Source organism: Spirosoma lituiforme (assembly GCF_054776635.1).
Map to the genome: position 1 here is coordinate 107836 of NZ_BAAHBO010000003.1, position 18401 is coordinate 126236.

At 50.5% G+C, this 18401-nt stretch carries 14 protein-coding genes; 8 read left to right on the forward strand and 6 right to left on the reverse strand.

The window, feature by feature from the left end; genetic code table 11:
- Nucleotides 1-102 precede the first annotated feature (102 nt).
- The 5 genes from ACYU87_RS12710 to ruvA all read left to right on the forward strand — a co-directional run bounded on the left by ACYU87_RS12710 (nucleotide 103) and on the right by ruvA (nucleotide 4974).
- Nucleotides 103-564 (forward strand): YkvA family protein, encoded by a 462-nt coding sequence (locus ACYU87_RS12710; protein WP_461134459.1) that lies wholly within the window; start codon nucleotides 103-105, stop codon nucleotides 562-564.
- Nucleotides 565-777: 213 nt separating this feature from the next.
- The gene (locus tag ACYU87_RS12715) at nucleotides 778-981 is read left to right on the forward strand and encodes a Sec-independent protein translocase subunit TatA/TatB (protein ID WP_460937199.1); all 204 of its coding nucleotides are present in this window, start codon (nucleotides 778-780) and stop codon (nucleotides 979-981) included.
- Nucleotides 982-1079: 98 nt separating this feature from the next.
- Nucleotides 1080-2552, forward strand: coding sequence for an Asp-tRNA(Asn)/Glu-tRNA(Gln) amidotransferase subunit GatA (gatA, locus tag ACYU87_RS12720; RefSeq protein WP_461134460.1), 1473 nt, complete (start codon nucleotides 1080-1082; stop codon nucleotides 2550-2552).
- A gap of 103 nt (nucleotides 2553-2655) precedes the next feature.
- Complete coding sequence (locus tag ACYU87_RS12725) at nucleotides 2656-4275, forward strand: lytic transglycosylase domain-containing protein (RefSeq protein ID WP_461134461.1); 1620 nt, start codon at nucleotides 2656-2658, stop codon at nucleotides 4273-4275.
- A gap of 108 nt (nucleotides 4276-4383) precedes the next feature.
- The gene (ruvA, locus tag ACYU87_RS12730) at nucleotides 4384-4974 is read left to right on the forward strand and encodes a Holliday junction branch migration protein RuvA (protein WP_461134462.1); all 591 of its coding nucleotides are present in this window, start codon (nucleotides 4384-4386) and stop codon (nucleotides 4972-4974) included.
- Between the two features lie 70 nt (nucleotides 4975-5044).
- On the opposite strand, the gene ACYU87_RS12735 is transcribed toward ruvA, so the two are convergent.
- On the reverse strand, nucleotides 5045-5245 hold the full coding sequence (locus tag ACYU87_RS12735) for a hypothetical protein (RefSeq protein WP_461134463.1): 201 nt from the start codon (nucleotides 5243-5245) through the stop codon (nucleotides 5045-5047).
- Nucleotides 5246-5802: 557 nt separating this feature from the next.
- Nucleotides 5803-8025, reverse strand: a complete 2223-nt coding sequence (locus tag ACYU87_RS12740; protein ID WP_461134464.1) for a S9 family peptidase — start codon at nucleotides 8023-8025, stop codon at nucleotides 5803-5805.
- A gap of 156 nt (nucleotides 8026-8181) precedes the next feature.
- Between ACYU87_RS12740 and ACYU87_RS12745 the strand changes: the two genes are divergently transcribed.
- Both ACYU87_RS12745 and ACYU87_RS12750 read left to right on the forward strand, forming a co-directional pair.
- Nucleotides 8182-11370: a SusC/RagA family TonB-linked outer membrane protein gene (locus tag ACYU87_RS12745; RefSeq protein ID WP_461134465.1), complete on the forward strand. Its 3189-nt coding sequence runs from the start codon at nucleotides 8182-8184 to the stop codon at nucleotides 11368-11370.
- A 2-nt stretch (nucleotides 11371-11372) separates the two neighbouring features.
- Entirely contained in the window at nucleotides 11373-12683 is a 1311-nt protein-coding gene (locus ACYU87_RS12750; RefSeq protein ID WP_461134466.1) for a RagB/SusD family nutrient uptake outer membrane protein, read from the forward strand.
- A gap of 157 nt (nucleotides 12684-12840) precedes the next feature.
- Here the strand turns inward: ACYU87_RS12750 and ACYU87_RS12755 are convergent, their stop codons facing one another.
- The gene (locus ACYU87_RS12755) at nucleotides 12841-13917 is read right to left on the reverse strand and encodes a Gfo/Idh/MocA family protein (RefSeq protein ID WP_461134467.1); all 1077 of its coding nucleotides are present in this window, start codon (nucleotides 13915-13917) and stop codon (nucleotides 12841-12843) included.
- 97 nt (nucleotides 13918-14014) lie between these two features.
- On the opposite strand from ACYU87_RS12755, the gene ACYU87_RS12760 reads away from it, so the two are divergent.
- Complete coding sequence (locus ACYU87_RS12760) at nucleotides 14015-14395, forward strand: hypothetical protein (protein WP_461134468.1); 381 nt, start codon at nucleotides 14015-14017, stop codon at nucleotides 14393-14395.
- An 11-nt stretch (nucleotides 14396-14406) separates the two neighbouring features.
- Here the strand turns inward: ACYU87_RS12760 and ACYU87_RS12765 are convergent, their stop codons facing one another.
- The 3 genes from ACYU87_RS12765 to ACYU87_RS12775 all read right to left on the reverse strand — a co-directional run bounded on the left by ACYU87_RS12765 (nucleotide 14407) and on the right by ACYU87_RS12775 (nucleotide 18260).
- On the reverse strand, nucleotides 14407-15453 hold the full coding sequence (locus ACYU87_RS12765; RefSeq protein ID WP_461134469.1) for a galactitol-1-phosphate 5-dehydrogenase: 1047 nt from the start codon (nucleotides 15451-15453) through the stop codon (nucleotides 14407-14409).
- An 80-nt stretch (nucleotides 15454-15533) separates the two neighbouring features.
- Entirely contained in the window at nucleotides 15534-17135 is a 1602-nt protein-coding gene (locus ACYU87_RS12770) for an McrB family protein (protein WP_461134470.1), read from the reverse strand.
- A 57-nt stretch (nucleotides 17136-17192) separates the two neighbouring features.
- The gene (locus ACYU87_RS12775) at nucleotides 17193-18260 is read right to left on the reverse strand and encodes a retropepsin-like aspartic protease (protein ID WP_461134471.1); all 1068 of its coding nucleotides are present in this window, start codon (nucleotides 18258-18260) and stop codon (nucleotides 17193-17195) included.
- Nucleotides 18261-18401 lie beyond the last annotated feature (141 nt).

Genomic DNA, 18401 nt, shown 5'->3' on the forward strand with positions numbered 1-18401 from the left:
ACTTATGGTGGGTTACAACGTTTATAGATTATTCAGTGTTTTTTTTGTCAAACATTCACCCGTAATTGCTTTTCCGATCAGCGACCAGCAACCGTACATACAATGGCAAACAGTAGTCTTATTTCGCGTATTTTAACGTCTATTTTTTTTAAACGAGCCAACATAGGTGCTGTACGCTATGCCCGTAATTCCAGAAGTCTCTTTCAGTTGGTGAAAGAGGCACTGGACAAAAGTGGTGGCTTGTCAGGCAGTAATATTGCGGCCTTCCGAGACCAGTTGGGCGTAGTTACCCGTTTGCTCAAAGCCTATGCGTCGGGTGAGTATCGCCAGCTGCCCTGGAAAACCCTGATCAGCATTGTAGCCGTATTACTATACTTTGTCAACCCGTTGGACATTATTCCTGACCTCCTGCCAATCGTGGGCTTTGCCGATGATATTGCGCTGGTAGGCTGGCTGTTCAGTTCGCTGGGTAGTGATATTGAAAAATTCCGTCAATGGGAGCAAACGGTGGCCAATTCCGGCGAAGCAAACGCGGGTACGCCTAAAACGATCAAGATTGGATGAGTATAAACACCCCGGTTTGTTGTTTCAACTTAAACATCTCGTCAGAAATACGATCAGTTGAACGAGCGACCAACCGGCGGGCCAAATAAAACTTGCTTTATTCGGTATCCGTGTTGAAACCAAATAGCACGTTGGCACGTAAGTTTCACCGACTTTTAATAGATTGTACGAGAGAGTTTTGTTAATTTTGCATACATTCAAATCCCAGGAAATATGATTTCGGCAAGCATTTTGGCATTTATGGGTTTGGGCGGTCAGGAAATGATTTTTATTTTCCTGGCATTGCTCCTATTGTTCGGCGCTAAAAAGATTCCCGAACTAGCACGGGGACTTGGTAAAGGCATCAAAGAATTCAAAGACGCAACCAAAGACGTTCGCGAAAACATCGAAGAAGGTCTGAAAGAGTCAGAGAAATAGTTTAGTCTTTTTATAGGCAGACAATTAGGTAGCCCCGAACCGGAGCCGCTTGATTGTCTGCTTCTGCTTTATAGGGTTTTCATGTTACGTCCTTTGTTTTGACACTATACCGTAGCTTTTCCTCCGTTCAGGCCGACATCAAATCCGGCTCCGTTACCTGTCGTCAATTGGTTGAGCAATACCTTGCCCGCATTGACGAGTACCGTCACCTCAACGTGTTCACTGAGGTCTACGATGTTGACGCCCTGCAACAGGCCGACACCATCGATCAGAAAATAGCCGCGGGTACCGCTGGACGACTGGCCGGTATGGTTATTGGCATTAAAGATGTGCTTAGTTATGCCGGGCACGGGGTCCGCGCCGGAAGCCGCATGTTAGGTGACTTTACCGCTCAATTTACGGCAACCGCTGTTCAACGCTTGCTCGACGAAGATGTCATTATCATTGGCCGGCAAAACTGCGATGAGTTCGCCATGGGCTCATCGAACGAGAATTCAGCTTTCGGCCCTGTCCTCAATGCGGCCGATACCAGTCGAGTACCTGGTGGGTCAAGTGGTGGCTCGGCTGTAGCGGTACAGGCAGGGCTTTGTCTGGCCAGCATAGGCTCAGATACGGGTGGCTCTGTTCGTCAGCCCGCTGCTTTCTGTGGCGTTGTGGGCCTCAAGCCTACCTACGGGCGCATCAGCCGCTGGGGTCTGATTGCCTATGCATCGTCTTTCGATTGCATTGGCCCCATTGCCAATACGGTTGACGATGCCGCTTTGCTTCTTGAAGTTATGGCCGGTGCCGATGCGTTCGACAGCACCGTATCCAGCCAGCCCGTTTCGGCCTACGCCCAGGCTACCCTCCCCGACCGGCCGCTTCGCATTGCCTACCTGCGCGACGGGGTAGAGAGCTCAGGCGTTGATCCGTCCATCCGGGAAGCGACGCTGGCCAAAATAGATGTTCTGCGAAAAGCGGGACATCTAGTAGAGCCGGTTAATGTATCATTGCTTAAATACCTGCTCCCTACCTATTACATCCTGACAACGGCCGAAGCCTCATCCAACCTCTCGCGTTTCGACGGTGTACGATACGGCTACAGAACTGTATCGACGAATGCATCACCTTTAGACATATCCATGCCGGCCCTTTTGTCGTTGTACAAAAAAAGCCGGACGGAAGGATTCGGAGCTGAAGTTCGTAAACGGATTTTGCTGGGTACATTTGTTCTGAGCGCCAGCTATTACGACGCCTATTACACCAAGGCACAGCAAGTTCGGCGGTTGATTCGTCAGGAAACGGAACAGTTGTTTGAGCAGTACGACTTTTTATTGTCTCCCACAACGCCAACACCCGCGTTTCTATTGGGGGAGAAAACAGGCCAGCGCCCGGACGATGATCCGTTACAAATGTACCTCGCCGATATTTTCACGGTGCAGGCCAACGTAGTCGGTTACCCGTCGATATCTATTCCCAACGGCACCGACAACCGTTTGGGTGATGGGCAGGGCTTACCAATTGGCTTACAACTGATGGCTCCCCCCTTTGCCGAGGGCGCGCTGGTAGCGCTGGCCAGAGAGCTAAGCTAACATTTACTATATGATATAGGACGCACGATATACATTCTATATTATATACCCCGCAGCATACATTATAGACTATACGTAGTAAAGCCTAACTGACGAAATTGATATGAACTACCTATGCCGTAGCCTGTTAAGATTGGGGCTGTTAAGTGCGGTGATGGGGCTGCTGACCGTAGCCCACGCTAGTCCGGAAAGACCCAATACTACGATTCAATCAGATACTACGGTCGTCAAAAAAGACACGATTGCCGTTGTACCAACGGTACCCGACAGCCTGTTACGGGAACGATTGACGAAACTACAAAAGAGCATTCCGTTAAACTATCACAAGTCGGTTCAGGCTTACGTAGACTATTTTACCTTCCGCAAAGCCAGCACGACCAAAACGATGCTGGAACGAATGCCGCTTTTCTTCCCGCTTTACGAGCGGATGCTGGCCCAGTACGGCTTGCCGGATGAGCTCAAATACCTGTCCATTGTTGAGTCAGCGCTGAACCCACGAGCCATTTCCCGCGCAGGGGCTGGCGGGCTCTGGCAGATTATGCCGGGTACCGGCCGGGACCTTCGCTTGTATCAGGACGATTACGTAGATGAGCGGATGGACCCCGTCAAGGCAACCGAAGCCGCCTGCAAATACCTTCGCGATCTGTACAACATCTTCGGTGACTGGGAATTGGCGATGGCCGCTTACAACTGCGGGCCCGGAGCTGTTAAACGAGCCATGCGACGGTCGGGGGGAGATTCCTTTTACACGATCTTCGATGCCCTGCCGAAAGAAACCCGCGGATATGTTCCCCAGTTCGTTGCGTTCGCTTACCTGATGAACCATGCGAACGATCATGGTATTACGGCGGAAACCTACGAGTACCCCATTCCACACGACACCATTCAGGTAAGCGGCTATTTCAACCTCGAAACGTTTGCCAAACAGAGTACCATGCCCCTGGCCGATTTACAAAAGATGAATCCGGCCATTACAACAACCATTTTACCCGAATACACGAACCGATACCCGTTGCGGATTCCCCGTCAGCAGTATGGCTATTTTGTCAGCCGCCGGCGGGCCATTCTGGATTCGGCCAGGCAGCGGCCAGGTGTTATGGAGCACATCCTGCTGGCGAATGCCGAGGAGATTCGCTACGGCAATGACTCGATGGGTGCCTGGAATGCGCTGGGGCGCAATGCGCTTGCAGGCATCAGCAACGAAGAAACATTGACGGAAGAAGGCGTCGCTTCGGCAAAAAACGGGAGCAAATCAGCGAAATTAGCCGCACAACTGGCGGTAGCGGAGTCGGCCGATGAACCGGAAGAGGACATTGAAACCGTGGTACTCCGCAAGCCGAAAAAACAGACGTACGTTGTTAAAAAAGGCGATAACCTGGGCGATATTGCCGACCGGTACAACGTTGACCTTTACGACATAAAACGCTGGAACCACCTGCGTTCTACGAAGATTCAGCGTGGTCAGACACTAGTCATTCTGAAAGAAGTTGCCGAAACCAGAGCCGAGCGACTTGCCGACCAGGGCACCACGAAAGGCCGTAAGAAAGCCGAGGAAATTGCCAAAACCAAGCGCTATAAACCACGCTACCACCGCGTTCAGGACGGTGATACGCTCTGGAACATCGCTCAGCGTTATGATGGCCTGACGATTGACCGACTCAAGAAATTGAATCATATCCGAACCAATTCGCTTCGCCCCGGTCAGAAATTAATTGTCGGGTAAAGGTGGTTAAACTGCCTTCCCAAACCCATGACTTTGTAGAAAAGTCATGGGTTTTTCGTATCTTTAGCTATACATAACACGCTAGAAAACAAGCTTTTCAATTCAAGAATGATTGCTTATTTAGACGGAACACTAACCTACAAAGAACCGACTCTGGTCATTATTGATGTACACGGAGTGGGTTACTCGGTTCATATATCGCTTCAAACGTATGCTGTTCTGCCCGGTGGTGGCGACCGGCTCAAACTATTTATTCATCACCTATTCCGCGAAGATTCCCAGGCGCTTTATGGTTTCGCGAATGCCGATGAAAAGAGTTTATTTCTGGATCTGGTTGGCGTATCCGGCGTTGGTCCCAATACGGCGTTGGGCATGTTATCGGCCATGCAGCCCGGCGATTTGCGGCTGGCTATTCTGGGCGAAAACGTACGGGCAGTACAGGCAATCAAAGGAATTGGAGCCAAAACAGCACAGCGGATTATTCTGGAACTGCGCGATAAAATGAAAAAATCGGGTGTTGTGCCCGATGGTCCTACTTACCGACAGCAACCAGCCGCCAACCCGGTTCGGGAAGAGTCGCTGGCCGCATTAATGGCATTAGGATTACCCAAACCTACCGCGGAGAAAAGCGTAGACGACGCCCTAAGGGCAGATCCGGACATGAGTGTTGAAGACGTTATCCGGCGGGCATTGCGGTAACCTTTACCATACATAAAGAAGCGTCGTTCGGGCTATACAACACCTGAACGACGCTTCTTTATTTTGTTATTTAGTTTACACCAGCGGCTTGTTTTGTTTTGTCTTTGGCCGCTGCCTTTAATTCTTTCGACTCGCTTTTTAACAGTTTCTTTTCTGCTTTTTCCATTTTCCGGTCGGCCTTTGCCATTCTCGTTTTTGGATCAGAAATACCTTTAACTTCTAGTCCTTTGTGTGTTTTGGCCTCCATTCTGTATTCCTGGGCTTTAGCCACTTTCTATTCGGCTTTCATTTCTTTTTTGGCCGCCTTTCCTTCCTGAACAGCCTGCGAGAAACCAGGTTGTGCTACTGCCAGCAAAGCACATGCAGAGGCAGCAATGATCAAATTTTTCATAGTGAATACTGTTTAGTGTAATGTGCTCAAAATGTCTAGAGCATTTTAGTGGTTTTTAACAGACATAAAATAGTTTTGTTTTATGCGATCATACTTACCTTTTTAATCCTACTATATCTATAGAAATTTACGATAGAGTCATAACTTATTTTAAATCATAGAATTACATCACCATTGATGCAAGAGCAATTTTTCAAAAGAATGAATCATTTTGAGTAATTTAGGATGAATCTAAAATATGTATTGCTGAGTATATAGCGAACTCTTACTATAAATTGTGTCAAAAAATACGCTTACCGCTATCAAATTTACCTCACCGACTAGTTGGCTATCTATAGATAAATTAGTAGATCCGACTATACACCTTATTTACCAGGCTGGCTACGTGCATCAATAAACGATGCCCAACTGGCGGGGGCTGGTTGGGCATCGATAAGTTAGTTTTCCGGACTATTTTTCAAATATGTTTCCAGATACGTTGTGTATTGTTGAAACAGCAGAAGCTGCGTGCCAGCGCTGTAGGCAACGCCATGAGCGCCGGGTGGGTATATTCTTAGATCGGCATCTTTGCCTGCGTCCTCGAGCGCATTTACCAGCTGGAACGTGTTCCGAACGTGCACGTTTTCATCCATCGTTGAATGAGCAATGAACATTTTTCCGGCCAGGTTCTTGGCATAGGTCGATACCGCACTGACCTTGTATTTTTCCTCATTTTCGGGAAGCAGGCCCATGTAACGTTCCGTGTAAATCGAATCATACAGCCGCCAGTCGGTTACGGGTGCACCCACAAGCGCAACTTTGAATACGCTCGGATGGGTCAGCATGGTATAGCTGCTCATATAGCCACCATAACTGTGACCGCGAATGGCCATTCGGTTGGCATCGACCCAAGGCTGTTTAGCCAGATAAGCGGCCGTTTCAGCAAAATCCAGACTTTCGTATTTGCCTAGTTTCTCGTAGACTACTTTTTCGAACTCACGACCGTACCCTCCGCTACCCCGGTTGTTTACGCCAACAACAATGTAACCCGTTTGTGCCAGCCACTGATGCCAGCCCGTTGTGGCAAACTCATTATAGACCGACTGCGCCCCCGGTCCGCCATAAATGTCCAGTACAACCGGGTATTTTTTCGTAGGATCAAAGTCCAGCGGTTTGATAATTGAAATCTCGATCTGCTGGCCGTCAGTTGTTTTGAAGCTGCTCAGCTCTTTAGGCGAGTAGTTGTGGCTGGCGGTATAATCCATCACACGCTTGTTCGTTTCCAGCGCTTTGATCAGTTGCCCTTTGGTATCGCGCAGTTCTACCTGCGTTGGGGTGGACACGTTCGAATATCGATCGATAAAATACTGCCCGTTGGGTGAAAAATTGACCGTGTGCTTACCCGGAATGGTTGTAAGCCGCCGTTTGTTTTTGCCATCGATATCCGCCACAAACAACTGTCGTTCCAGCGGGGATGCCTCCGTAGAGGTGAAGTAAACCTTCCTGGCTTTCGGGTCAATGTGGTGTACATAACTGACTTCCCATTGGCCACTCGTTACGGCGTTGAGCAATTTCCCCGTATAATCATAGCGATACAGGTGGGCAAACCCATCCCGATCCGACACCCAGTAAAATTCCTGAACACCCGCCGGAAAATAGATCAGGTGATTGATCCCGGCAAAAAAGTCAAACACATCAACCCAGGTGGTCGATTTTTCTTCCATAATCTGTCGGGCATCGCCCGTGCGGGCGTTGGCCATAAACAGCCGCAACTGGTTTTGTTTACGGTTCAGGTGCATCAGAGCCAGCTGCCCTTCCTGCGAAGTCCAGTAGATACGTGGGATATAGCCATCACCCAATTCTACCTTCATCCACTGCTTTGTGGTGTTGGCAAGCTCAACAACCCCGATACGCACTGTTGGATTATGGTCGCCAACGCGCGGGTAGGGCAGCGAGTCAAACGTCTCGTCGAAACCTTTGTAATCCGTTAGTTTATAGATGGGCACCTGCCGCTCGTCGGACTGCCAGAAGGCAATGAACTTGCTATCGGGCGACCACTCCCAGGCCTGCGCCAAACCGAATTCTTCTTCATACGCCCAGCCAAACCGCCCGTTATAAAACGCAGCTTTGGCATCGTTGGTGAGTTGGGTTTCTTTCTGCGTAGCAAAGTCAAACACGAACAAATTACCGCCCCGCTCGTACCCCACTTTGCTGCCATCGGGGGCCAGTTCTGCCGTTTGAGCATCGTTGGCCACGAGCTTCAGGCTCTTATCCGCTACTGAATAAACATAATAATCCGACACGCCCGACCGCCGATACACGGGACGAAAGTTGGCCTGAAACAGGATATTTTTTGAGTCTTTCGACCATTGAAAAGACCCGTACGCAAACGGCTTATCAGTACCCGGAAACGTCAGTTGGCTTCCGTCAAAAATAACGGCCTCTTTCTGGTCTTTCGGGGACAGCGTTTTGATGGTATTCTGTCCGTCAATGAACGAAAACTTTGTACCGCCTTCAATCCAGTTTACGCTGCGTGGACCGGGTGAGCCAGCCAGCTGCCCGCCGGAAAACAAGGCTTGTTGAAGGTTTGTGAAGCGCTGTTTGGCCTGTTGGGCGGTTGCCAGGTGAACAAACAGGAAAGCGAGGCCAGATAGCCAGACAACTCGGTTTAGATTGATCATGAAGTATGTAGAACGTATCGAATAGTCAAAACTACTAAAAAAAGGAGTTCGTTTTTTAAGCTGGAAGACGGATGCTCACAGGCGATGATTTCTCTTTTTGAGTATATTTCCAATTAAAACGTAGTCCTTTTTATTCATTCCCCAAACATTTTACCTATGACAAACAGGTACTCAATTGTTGGCCAGCGTATTCCATACTTATGGATACTCGGGCTAACCCTGCTGCTCTGCACCAGCGCACTGGCACAGAACGCTCGCGTTACAATTAAAGGCCGCGTTACCGACGCGGATAAACTCCCCCTTCCCGGCACTACCGTAGTGATTGTTGGTACAACGCTGGGTACCACGACCGATGCCGACGGTAATTACACGTTCCCCGTAACTGGTAAGCCCGGCCCGGTAACGCTGGCTTTCACCGCCATCGGGTACGAAACACTTCGGCAAAGCACGACCCTCGGCAGTGCCGAGCAGATTACGGTCAATGCTGAACTGGTGGCTGCCACAACCAACCTCGATGAGGTTGTCGTTACGGGGTCTACCCTTTCGGCGCCCAAGCGCGAGTTAGGCAACGCAATCAGTACAATCAAAGGCTCGGATTTACAGCAGAGTGGCTCGGCGAATCTGATTAACTCGTTGCAGAGCAAAGTACCAGGTGCGCAGATTACCCAGAACTCCGGCGACCCGGCGGGTGGTATCAGCATTCGTTTGCGGGGTATCAAATCGCTGGTTGGCTCCTCCGATCCGTTGTATGTTATCGACGGGGTCATTGTGAGCAATGCCAGTACCAATGTTTCGCAATTGGCACTCTCCAACGATGTAGGTAATGCTAATGTAGGACAGAACCGCCTTTCGGACATTAACCCCGATGATATTGCCACGCTGAATGTAATTAATGGCGCAGCAGCCGCAGCTCAGTATGGTTCGCGGGCGGCCAATGGCGTCGTAATTATTACCACCAAGCGGGGCCGGACAGGAAAAGCCCAGGTTTCTTTCTCAACCTCCTTCAACGTTAACGAGCTTCGCAAAAGCGTACCGGTCAACACGTATGGCAAGCAGTTTGGCTTTTCAACGTTGCGACTGTACACCATCGGTGGTATTTCGGCCGCTCAGATCGCGGCCAACCCCGGCGTAACGACGGCCAGCGTGTACCGCGACGGGGCCTATACACCACTCGCCACAAACCTGGTCGATGTACAGCGGTACAACTACTTCGACCAGATTTTCCGGACGGCCTATGGAACGGACAACAACCTCTCCGTTTCGGGCGGACGGGATAACACGCAGTACTACGTATCATTTGGCTACCTGAAGAATCAAGGCATCATCAAAGGCACCGACTTCACGCGCTACAACCTTCGCGCCCGCGTCGACCAGCGATTGGCTAGTTGGGCCAACCTGTCGGTGGGTCTGAGCTACATCAACAGCCTGTCTAACGAAAAAGCCAACGGCAACGTGTTTTATAGCCCGATCAATTCGGTCAACATCACGAACAACATTTATGATATCACCAAACGGGATGCTGCCGGTAATTTGCAGGCGGTTGAGCCGACACGCGTGAATCCCTTATCGACGATCGAGGACATGAAGTTTTCGCAATCGGTGAGCCGAACCATCAATAGCCTTCAACTGAACCTAACGCCGTTGAAAGGCTTGAGCGTCGACTACATCGTGGGGGTTGATGCTTATTCGCAGTTCGGCAAGAACTACATTCGGCCGTACCCCTACCAGGCGGTTGCCGGTTTGCCCGCAGCCCGCTATCCGGGTGGCTTTGCAGCCACAGCAACCAATCAGTCGCTACAGTTCAACAATGACCTGAACGCCACCTACGAGCGGCAATTCAGCGAGAAAGTCAAACTAAATGCGGCCATAGGGTATAGCTACCAGTTTTTCCAGGCAGACTACTCGATTAACAGCGGTCAGAACCTCACCCCGTTTATCGAAACAGTCAGTGGTGCCAGCAACACAACCTATCAGGTACGGTATGATCTGGACCGCTTTAGTTTAAGCGGCTTATTTGCGCAGGCTACACTTGGCTACAAAAATCTGGCGTTCATTACGGGAGCGGTCCGTCGCGATCAATCGTCGAAATTCTCACCTACGCAAACCAACCAGTATTACCCGAAGGTAAGTGGCTCGTTCATTGTGTCGGACCTTGATTTCTGGAAAAATATCTCCTCCAGCAATGTGTTCAACAGCCTAAAACTACGGGCTAGTTATGGCGAAGCAGGTAACCTGTCGGGCATTAGCTCCTACGCTCGTTTCTATCAGTTCAACCCGGTCGGTTTTCTGGGGAAGAACACCGTTGCACCGGGTACGCAATTGGCGAACCCCGACGTACAGCCCGAACGGATGGGCGAACTTGAAGGGGGTATCGATGTGTCGTTCCTGAATGGTCGAATCAGCCTGGGGGCAACCGCGTATCATCAGAAAATCACAAACCTGGTGGTTAATCGAACCCTGGCACCCACAACCGGCGGCACCAGCATCGTTAATAACGTCGGAGAGATGGAAAATAAAGGGTTCGAACTTGTTCTGGACGCATCGCCCATCAAGACCAAAGACCTGAACTGGGATGTTACGTTCATCTACAACCAAAACCGGAACAAAGTCCTGAGCCTGGGCGGCTTGCCGATTATCAGTCCCGATGCCTCATCGGCATCAGGAACACCGGTCAATTTGATTGTTGGACAACCGGTAGGCGTTTTTTACGGCAGCGCCTACGCGCGTAATCCTGATGGCTCGCTCCTGCTTTCTCCCTCGGGCTTTCCGCAATCGGAACGGGCCAACGCACAGGCCAATGGTGCCATTGACTACACTCCAGCCCGCAACGCCGACGGTTCTCTGGACGTTACCAAGCCAACAGCCAACGTCATTATCGGTAATCCGAACCCCAAATGGACGGGCTCGTTCAGTACCAACCTGTCTTATAAAAAACTGAACCTGCACGTTCTATTGGACATGGTTCAGGGTTCCAATGTCTTTAATGCCGATAAACGTACCCGTCAGGGTGTGGGTTTGGGCGATTATGCCGAACAGGAACTACGCGGCACGCTACCCCGCGGCTACATCTTCGGCGTTTACAATACGCAGGAATTTCGGGTCGATCCGGGTTCATATACTAAGCTGCGGGAGGTATCGCTCAGCTACACGTTGCCTACGTTTATCCGGAGCATCAACCGACTCAACATTGCGTTCGTTGGTCGCAATCTGTATTCATGGGATAAATACACGGGTTTCGATCCTGAAACCAACGCAGGTGGTAACAACGACCTGCTACGGGGCATCGACTTCGGCAATGTACCCATTCCACGCACCTACCAACTTAAACTGTCGGCGACATTCTAATTATGAAAAAGATACTCATACCCATTCTCCTGGCGGGTCTTCTATTGGCGCAGAGCGCCTGCAACAAGGAATACCTGAACCCCAGCTCGATCAATCAGTCGCAGGCCGTTAGTTCGCCGGAAGGGTTGATGACCCTCTGCAACGGTCTGCAGTACCGGTACACAACGGGTGGTGCCTTGAGCGTACTATACGCCAGCACAGCCGGTGCTGGCCTGACGACTCGGGAAGATTTTGTACTAAACGCGGGTAACGCCGACGAAGCGAATCTGGCGCTGGGTGCCAGTAACGTCAGCAATATCAACAGCGTAGTGCGCAACCTCTGGACACAGAGCCACCTGGTGCGCGCAAACGCCGAACTGATTCTGGCCAATACGGGCATCGTGTCGGATGCCGGAACAAAAAGCGGAATCGTGGGCTATGCATCTATTTTCCGAGCCTTATCGCTGGGTACACTGGGTTTATTCTTTGAACAGTCTCCCGTAACAACCGGCTATAATGTTCCGTTTGTACCCAGGGCTCAAGTATTCAAAGAAGCAATCAACACCCTTGAAACAGCAGCCACTCAGGTAGCAAGCGCGCCCGTTTCGGCTGACTTTACGAGTAAGATCGTGACGGGTGTTGATATGACCAATACCATCCAAGCTCTGATTGCCCGCTATGCCTTGTTTTCGGGTGATTACGACAAAGCACTGACGGCCGCGGCTAACGTTGATTTGAGCAAAAAATCAGTTTTCAACTTTGATGATAATACCCGCAACCCGTTGTTCGAATACACCTTCGGCAATCTGAACGTATTCCAGCCCACCAATGCCAATCTGGGTCTGCCGGGCTCTCTGGCACCCGATGCGGCTGATAAACGGATTAGTTTCCTGACCAAGACTAGCGCGAATCCGGCCGTTGCCCCCGTAGTTGCAACCGCATTTTACACAGCCAACAATGCAGCCGTTCCGGTTTACCTGCCCGGCGAGATTCTGCTGATTCAGGCCGAAGCCTACGCACGTAAAGGTGACCTGACCAATGCTGTAGCTTCGCTGAATAAAGTGCTGACGAAAACCGCGGCTCAGGATGCATTTGGGTTGGGGGCCGCGTTGCCTGCCTACTCGGGTGCCCAAACGGCCGACGCTATCCTGACAGAAATCTACCGAAATCGGCAGATTGAACTGGCCTATCAGGGTTTTCGTCTGGAAGATAGCCGTCGGTTCAACCGTCCGGGACCAGGTACAACCGGTGCCGAGCGCAACCGCAACTTCTTCCCATACCCATTAACGGAACGCAACAACAATACGAATACACCCGCAGATCCGGCAAACTAAAGAAGCTGAATTAGGAGGTTTTTTTTGACAGGATTAAACAGGATTTCACTAGCTAAGAATTTTCATTTGCTAAAAATCTTGATTAGTCCTATAATCTTGATTAATCCTGTCAAAAATCTCTTCTCCTCTTAACGAAGGCAAAAATCGTTTCCTGCTTCTAAAATTTTACGGGTAATCCCGTGCGGGTCGATTCGTAAATGGCCTGAAAAAGAGCAACCACTTTACGACCGTCTTCGCCTGTTACCGAAGGTGCCCGACCAGCCCGGATAGCCTCGCAGAACTCAGCGATTTGTAAACCGAAATAATACACGGTTGCGTCGATTGTATTGAAGAACGCCGTATCGTCGGCGATAAATTGCGCCAGTAAATTCTCCTCGCCCGGTACTGTCCAGAGGTCGTTAACGGGAGGGTCGGTAATACTCGACATACCGGCAATGAACAACGCTCCTCCGTCCGTCTGCACGCCCACCGAGGCACCGTTTTGGCCATGCACGTGAACTTTACCGAAGATACCCGGCTTCTGCGAGTTACTGACAATGATGTTACCCAGGCCACCGTTTTTAAATTTCACGATAGCGAGCGCAGTATCATCTACCTCAATATAGGGGTGGTTCAGGTTGCGCCAAACCCCAAATACTTCGTCGATTTCGCCCATATACCAGAGCAGTAAATCCAGTTGGTGGGGCGATTGATTGACCAGAACGCCCCCGCCCTCTGCGTCCCAGGTGCCACGCCAGGCGTCACTTTGGTAGTAGGCTTCATTGCGCCAGCCCAGCATCTGAATTGTACCGAGCACGGGCGTCCCAATTTTACCAGCATCGATAGCCTCCCGAATGCGCTGACTGGGTTCATAAAACCGGCGCTGGCTAATGACGCCCAACTGGCGGTTGTTGCGTTTGGCCGCGTCGATCATGGCATCGCAGTCTTCGAGTGTTGAGGCCAGTGGTTTCTCGACCAGCACGTGTGATCCGGCATTGAGAGCGGCCACAGTAGGCTCACGGTGGGCCGGGTGCGTGGTGCAAACAAGGCAGAGGTCAACGTTTTCCCGATCAACCATATCATATACATCGCTGTAAGCGCGAATACCATATTGATTGGCGAAGTCTTCCGCCTTCTGATACGTCCGGCCATAAACGGCAACTAGTTCAGCATCGGGTGTTTCCAGAACAGCTTTCGCGTGGAGGTGGGCCACTTTACCGGGGCCAATGATGGCAATGCGTAAGGGATCAGGCATAAGTTAAAACGTATGTCAACGAAATGCGTTTCATTAGGGTCTTCTACTCAACTGGACGCAAAAGTATATGAAACGGGGCCTGTTTGTTTTATTGTTAATGACTGTCGTTTTGGGGGCTTGTCAGAAAGATACAACCATAGGGCCGTCGGTTCTGCTCTTTAATCGATGGCAGGTTTATCAAACCCGTGATGTGAGCAGTACTGTCTGGACAGTGCAAAAGCCAGGCACTTATTACGACCTGGAATATCGTCAGGATGGAACCGTGGCTTATTACAAAGACAACCTGGTGACGACAACTCCCTGCTGTGCCGGAAGCCGATTCGAACGAAAAGGCGCGTTCATTCAATACACCGAATTTCCTGTCTGCCCAACTGTTTATTGTGGAGCTAACACAAATGTGCTGATCCGGGTATTGACGGATGATTTGCTGGAACTGCAAACTGGAGACCAGACTACGCAGTATAAACCCGTCAACTAAGCTTCCGCTTCTTACGGCTTCAGAACCACTTTAATCAAGCCTTTTTCTTTATTGTATAGCCGTCTAAACCAGTCAGCTCCTTCTTCGAGTGGGACTTCGGCGCTCAGAATGGCTTCGACATTGATACGGCCGGATGAAATCAAAGCCAGTGCTGCTTCGTACTCCCCGTTGATGGCGCAGGAGCCCTGCAACCGCAGCTGGCGAGTTACAACGGCCTGTAACGGAATCTCGACCGTTGGGGCCAGGTTACCGACCAGCGTTACGGTAGCTCCTTTTCGAACACAATCAATAGCCGTCTTAACCGTTGGTCCGGCACCCACGACTTCGAACGAGCTATCGGCTCCACGTCCGTGCGTAAGGCGCTGAACCTGGGCCATTACATCATCCGGCTGATCGTCGGTCCTGCTGGCGTTGATGGTGTGCGTGGCTCCCAGTTTCTGAGCCAGTGCGAGCCGATCGTTGTCCAAGTCGATTGCAATGATCGTACTACAGCCCGCCAGTTTAAGGGCCTGAATAACGAAAAGACCAATCATTCCTGACCCAACCACAACGGCCGAGTCATTGATCTGAACAGGCGTCAGGCTAACGGCATGAAGCGCGACCGCCACCGGCTCAACCAATGCCGCCTGCGTGAAACTAACGTTCTCGGGAATAGCGTACAGAATATGCTGTGGCACCGAGACGTATTCGGCAAAGGCCCCGTTTCGTTTAAAATCCGGTGTCGATACGCCGACTACTTCGCGACCATCGCTGAGGTTGTATTGCCCCCGTCGGCTATACCAATCGTCGAGCGCATACACTGTTGAATCGAAGGTAACCCGATCGCCGGTGGCCCAGTCGCGTACAGCACTACCCACTTCGGCAATGATTCCGCTGGCCTCATGCCCCATAACAATAGGCGGAATTCGCCGACCGCTGCTACCGTCCATGCCATGCACATCGGAGCCGCAAATACCAACAGCCTTCACTCGTACCAATACCTCGTTAGGCCGAATCGTTGGCTGGGGCAAATCCTGTAAATCGAACTGATTATATTGAGTAAGAACGAGGGCTTTCATAAGTAATGCAGACGTCCTGTCCGCCGGGCTAATGACTTCTTTTCTATTCTAAAGCGGGCGGATGGTATCGTGCCACCGTATTACGGCTTCTGATAAATCGCAACGAACGCGTCGGCGGGTACGTGTTCGTAGTCGCTATTCTGTAGACTCGGATTAATTTCGTAGGTAACAACCTCATCAACCGAATCCGGCGTTTCTCCGAATAACTTACTGGCCATTAGCGTTGTATACTTCTTCTTGACCCGAATCAGGCGCAGGTCAGGGTCTTTCCCCCAGGCCGGATTGTCACCTAGTATCAACTGAATTTTGGGCCAATCGTTAAAAAAATACTCCTGTAGTAAGGGAATGATCCGGTCGCGGAACACGTCGCAGAGATCAGCGTGGGTTTCGACAGGAGTCAGGTAAGCGTGGCCAATCTGATGATCACGATCAAGCAGGTACTCAATTCGTTCGTTGATTGTGCGCAGTAACTGACCCAAATCGACCTCATCGACAACGCCCAGCATGGTTGGGTCAGGCAACATCTCGCGAAACGAAAACCGGCGCCGTAAGGCGATGTCCAACAGCGCGATCGACCGGTCAGTTGTGTTCATAGTCGCCACCACAAACAGGTTCGACGGAACCCCGAACTGCTCCTGCGAGTAGGGCAACGTCAGCGAAAGTTCGTTCTCCGCCCCGAGCCGTTTATCGGTTTCGAGAAGTGTAATCAAATCGCCGAATACGCTGGCCACATTGGCCCGGTTTACTTCGTCAATCAACAAATAATACGGGGGTGCTTTGGCTAACCTTCGGCTTCGATTCTCAGGCGAATCGAGCAGGCAATCGGCCAGGGTACCGTAGCCCGCCTGCTGAACAGCGGTGATACAAGCCTTATGAAAAATACCTTTGCGAATCCGATAGCTGATCTGCCCATTGAACGCTTCGGGCCGAATACCTTCCACAAACTCCTCGTAACTGTACGATGGATGGAAGGTGATAAACGAGTTAGTTTCCCGCAGATACGGTTGTAAGGCGAACGTTTTCCCGGTACCGGGCGGGCCAAACAGAATCAGGTTTTGCGGTTGAGCTGGTCGACCGGATTCGGCCCCATAGTCGGCTTCCGGCTCCTCAACGGTAAAGTCGTTTACCGAACGGTCGTTCAGCGTGGGGTCGTCGGCCAGCCGCATTAATTCCGTCAGAAACGCTTCGTCTTCAGCCGCCCGATACACATCGGCATTGTGCCGGGCGGAATGCGGGCCCCGCTTGCTGCTTTCGGCCAGTTCGAGCAAACAATCTTCCCAGCACGTTCGCAAAAGGGGCTGATACAGCAGGTGAACGTTCGACTGCCCAATGATGACGGCCAGGTAATTCGACTTCTCGGTCAGGGGTTCAAAAACCAGCTCTTCAATGCTGCTCAGCCGATCCTGACAGGATTTTTTGACGGTCAGATGATACTCAACTTCCGCTCCGCGCGGGCTCACACGACGTGGTCGCTGGATACGAAGCGCCTGAAAATAATTGATACTGGCCACGATGGCCGTTTTTTCCGGTCGTACCGTAAACGTCAGCCGGGCATCTCCATTCGGCAGATTAACAATATCGATCAACTCCTTCAACAACCCAAAAAACCGCCGGACAGCTTCAGGATGGCTAATGTCACGAATGCGGTCAATGAGCGTTTGTTGCGGAGTGTCCGTTGGCACAGGAAAGAGGAGTTGTTGTTTACGAAGTTACGAGTTTTTCGGCGGTTTTGGGTTTCACTATTCCCGATAGTCGAAATGGTTATTGATGTAATCGACTGTAAGTTTCCCCTTCCTGAACGGTGCGTTACTCAAAATACCATCTCGCCTTATATTCAATGTGAGCCAGTCGTTCAGCGGTGACAGATAGGCTCGTTCACAGGTCAATGGTATCTGATTCACCTTAAACGTAACGTTCTTCACGTAGTGAAACAAGCCTATTTTCGTTTTACCAATTCCAGTAATCGCCTTTAATCGACGAATTGTTTTGTGGTCACCGAGTTTGGTAACACCGTTTGCCATCAGGTCAACACTATTAGAGCCAGAATCGAAAAACATGTTGAGTTGGTTGCCCGACTCAGTTTGAACAGCCATCAACGGGAACCCTATGCCGAACAGGTTTTTTTCGGCGGCTGAGTCGGTAACTGGTTTGCGAATCGTCAGCGTTTGCGCGTTAAAATCAGTGGTGTAGGAAAATTTGCGGAGAATATCCCAGCCCAAAAGCCCATCGACTCGTTGCTGTTTCAAAAATCTGCTTTTCTCCGTATAAATAACAGGAACATTATTCACGTGAATGTTACCCATCGATAGCGAGTCAAGAACGCCAACATGCGCCGGGATCGTTGTGCCGACAGCATTCAGTATAGTCATGTCCGCCATGTATTTTACGCTTAGCTCATCACTCAGTTTCTGAGGAATAACTGAAAAGCTAGCCCCCGAATCGAGAATTAGGCGGACGGGCTTTCCATTCAATAAAACGTCTGCAATAACGTAACCACCCTTCCGAACAGTAACCGGCAATAGTACGCTATCGGCAGTAAATCTGGTTTTCACTTCCGGATAAGAGGCCAGTAATTTTGCCAGCTTGTACTCGCCGTTTTTTTCATTTATCGAATCCGAAAACGCCACATAGTCGGCATATTTTTTACGCCAGAAATAGAGTTCATTCAATAAATAATGACGGGCCGCTTTGCTTAACGGGGAGCCTGTCTGTAAAGCAACTTTCTTCAATAGGCTCTCCGCTAAGCCAAACCGATGATACAGACTATGCTCGATAGCGTTGATGTAATCACGCGAAGTGGAATCCAAGGACGTGTAGTCTATAGCCTTGAAATCAAAATTTTCTAGATAGTATGTGGGATCTTTTGCTGGCGTATTTTGCTGTCCGGAAACGGCAAATGAGATGAATAGAAGGCAGATCAGACAAAAATAAAATCGCATGATACTATA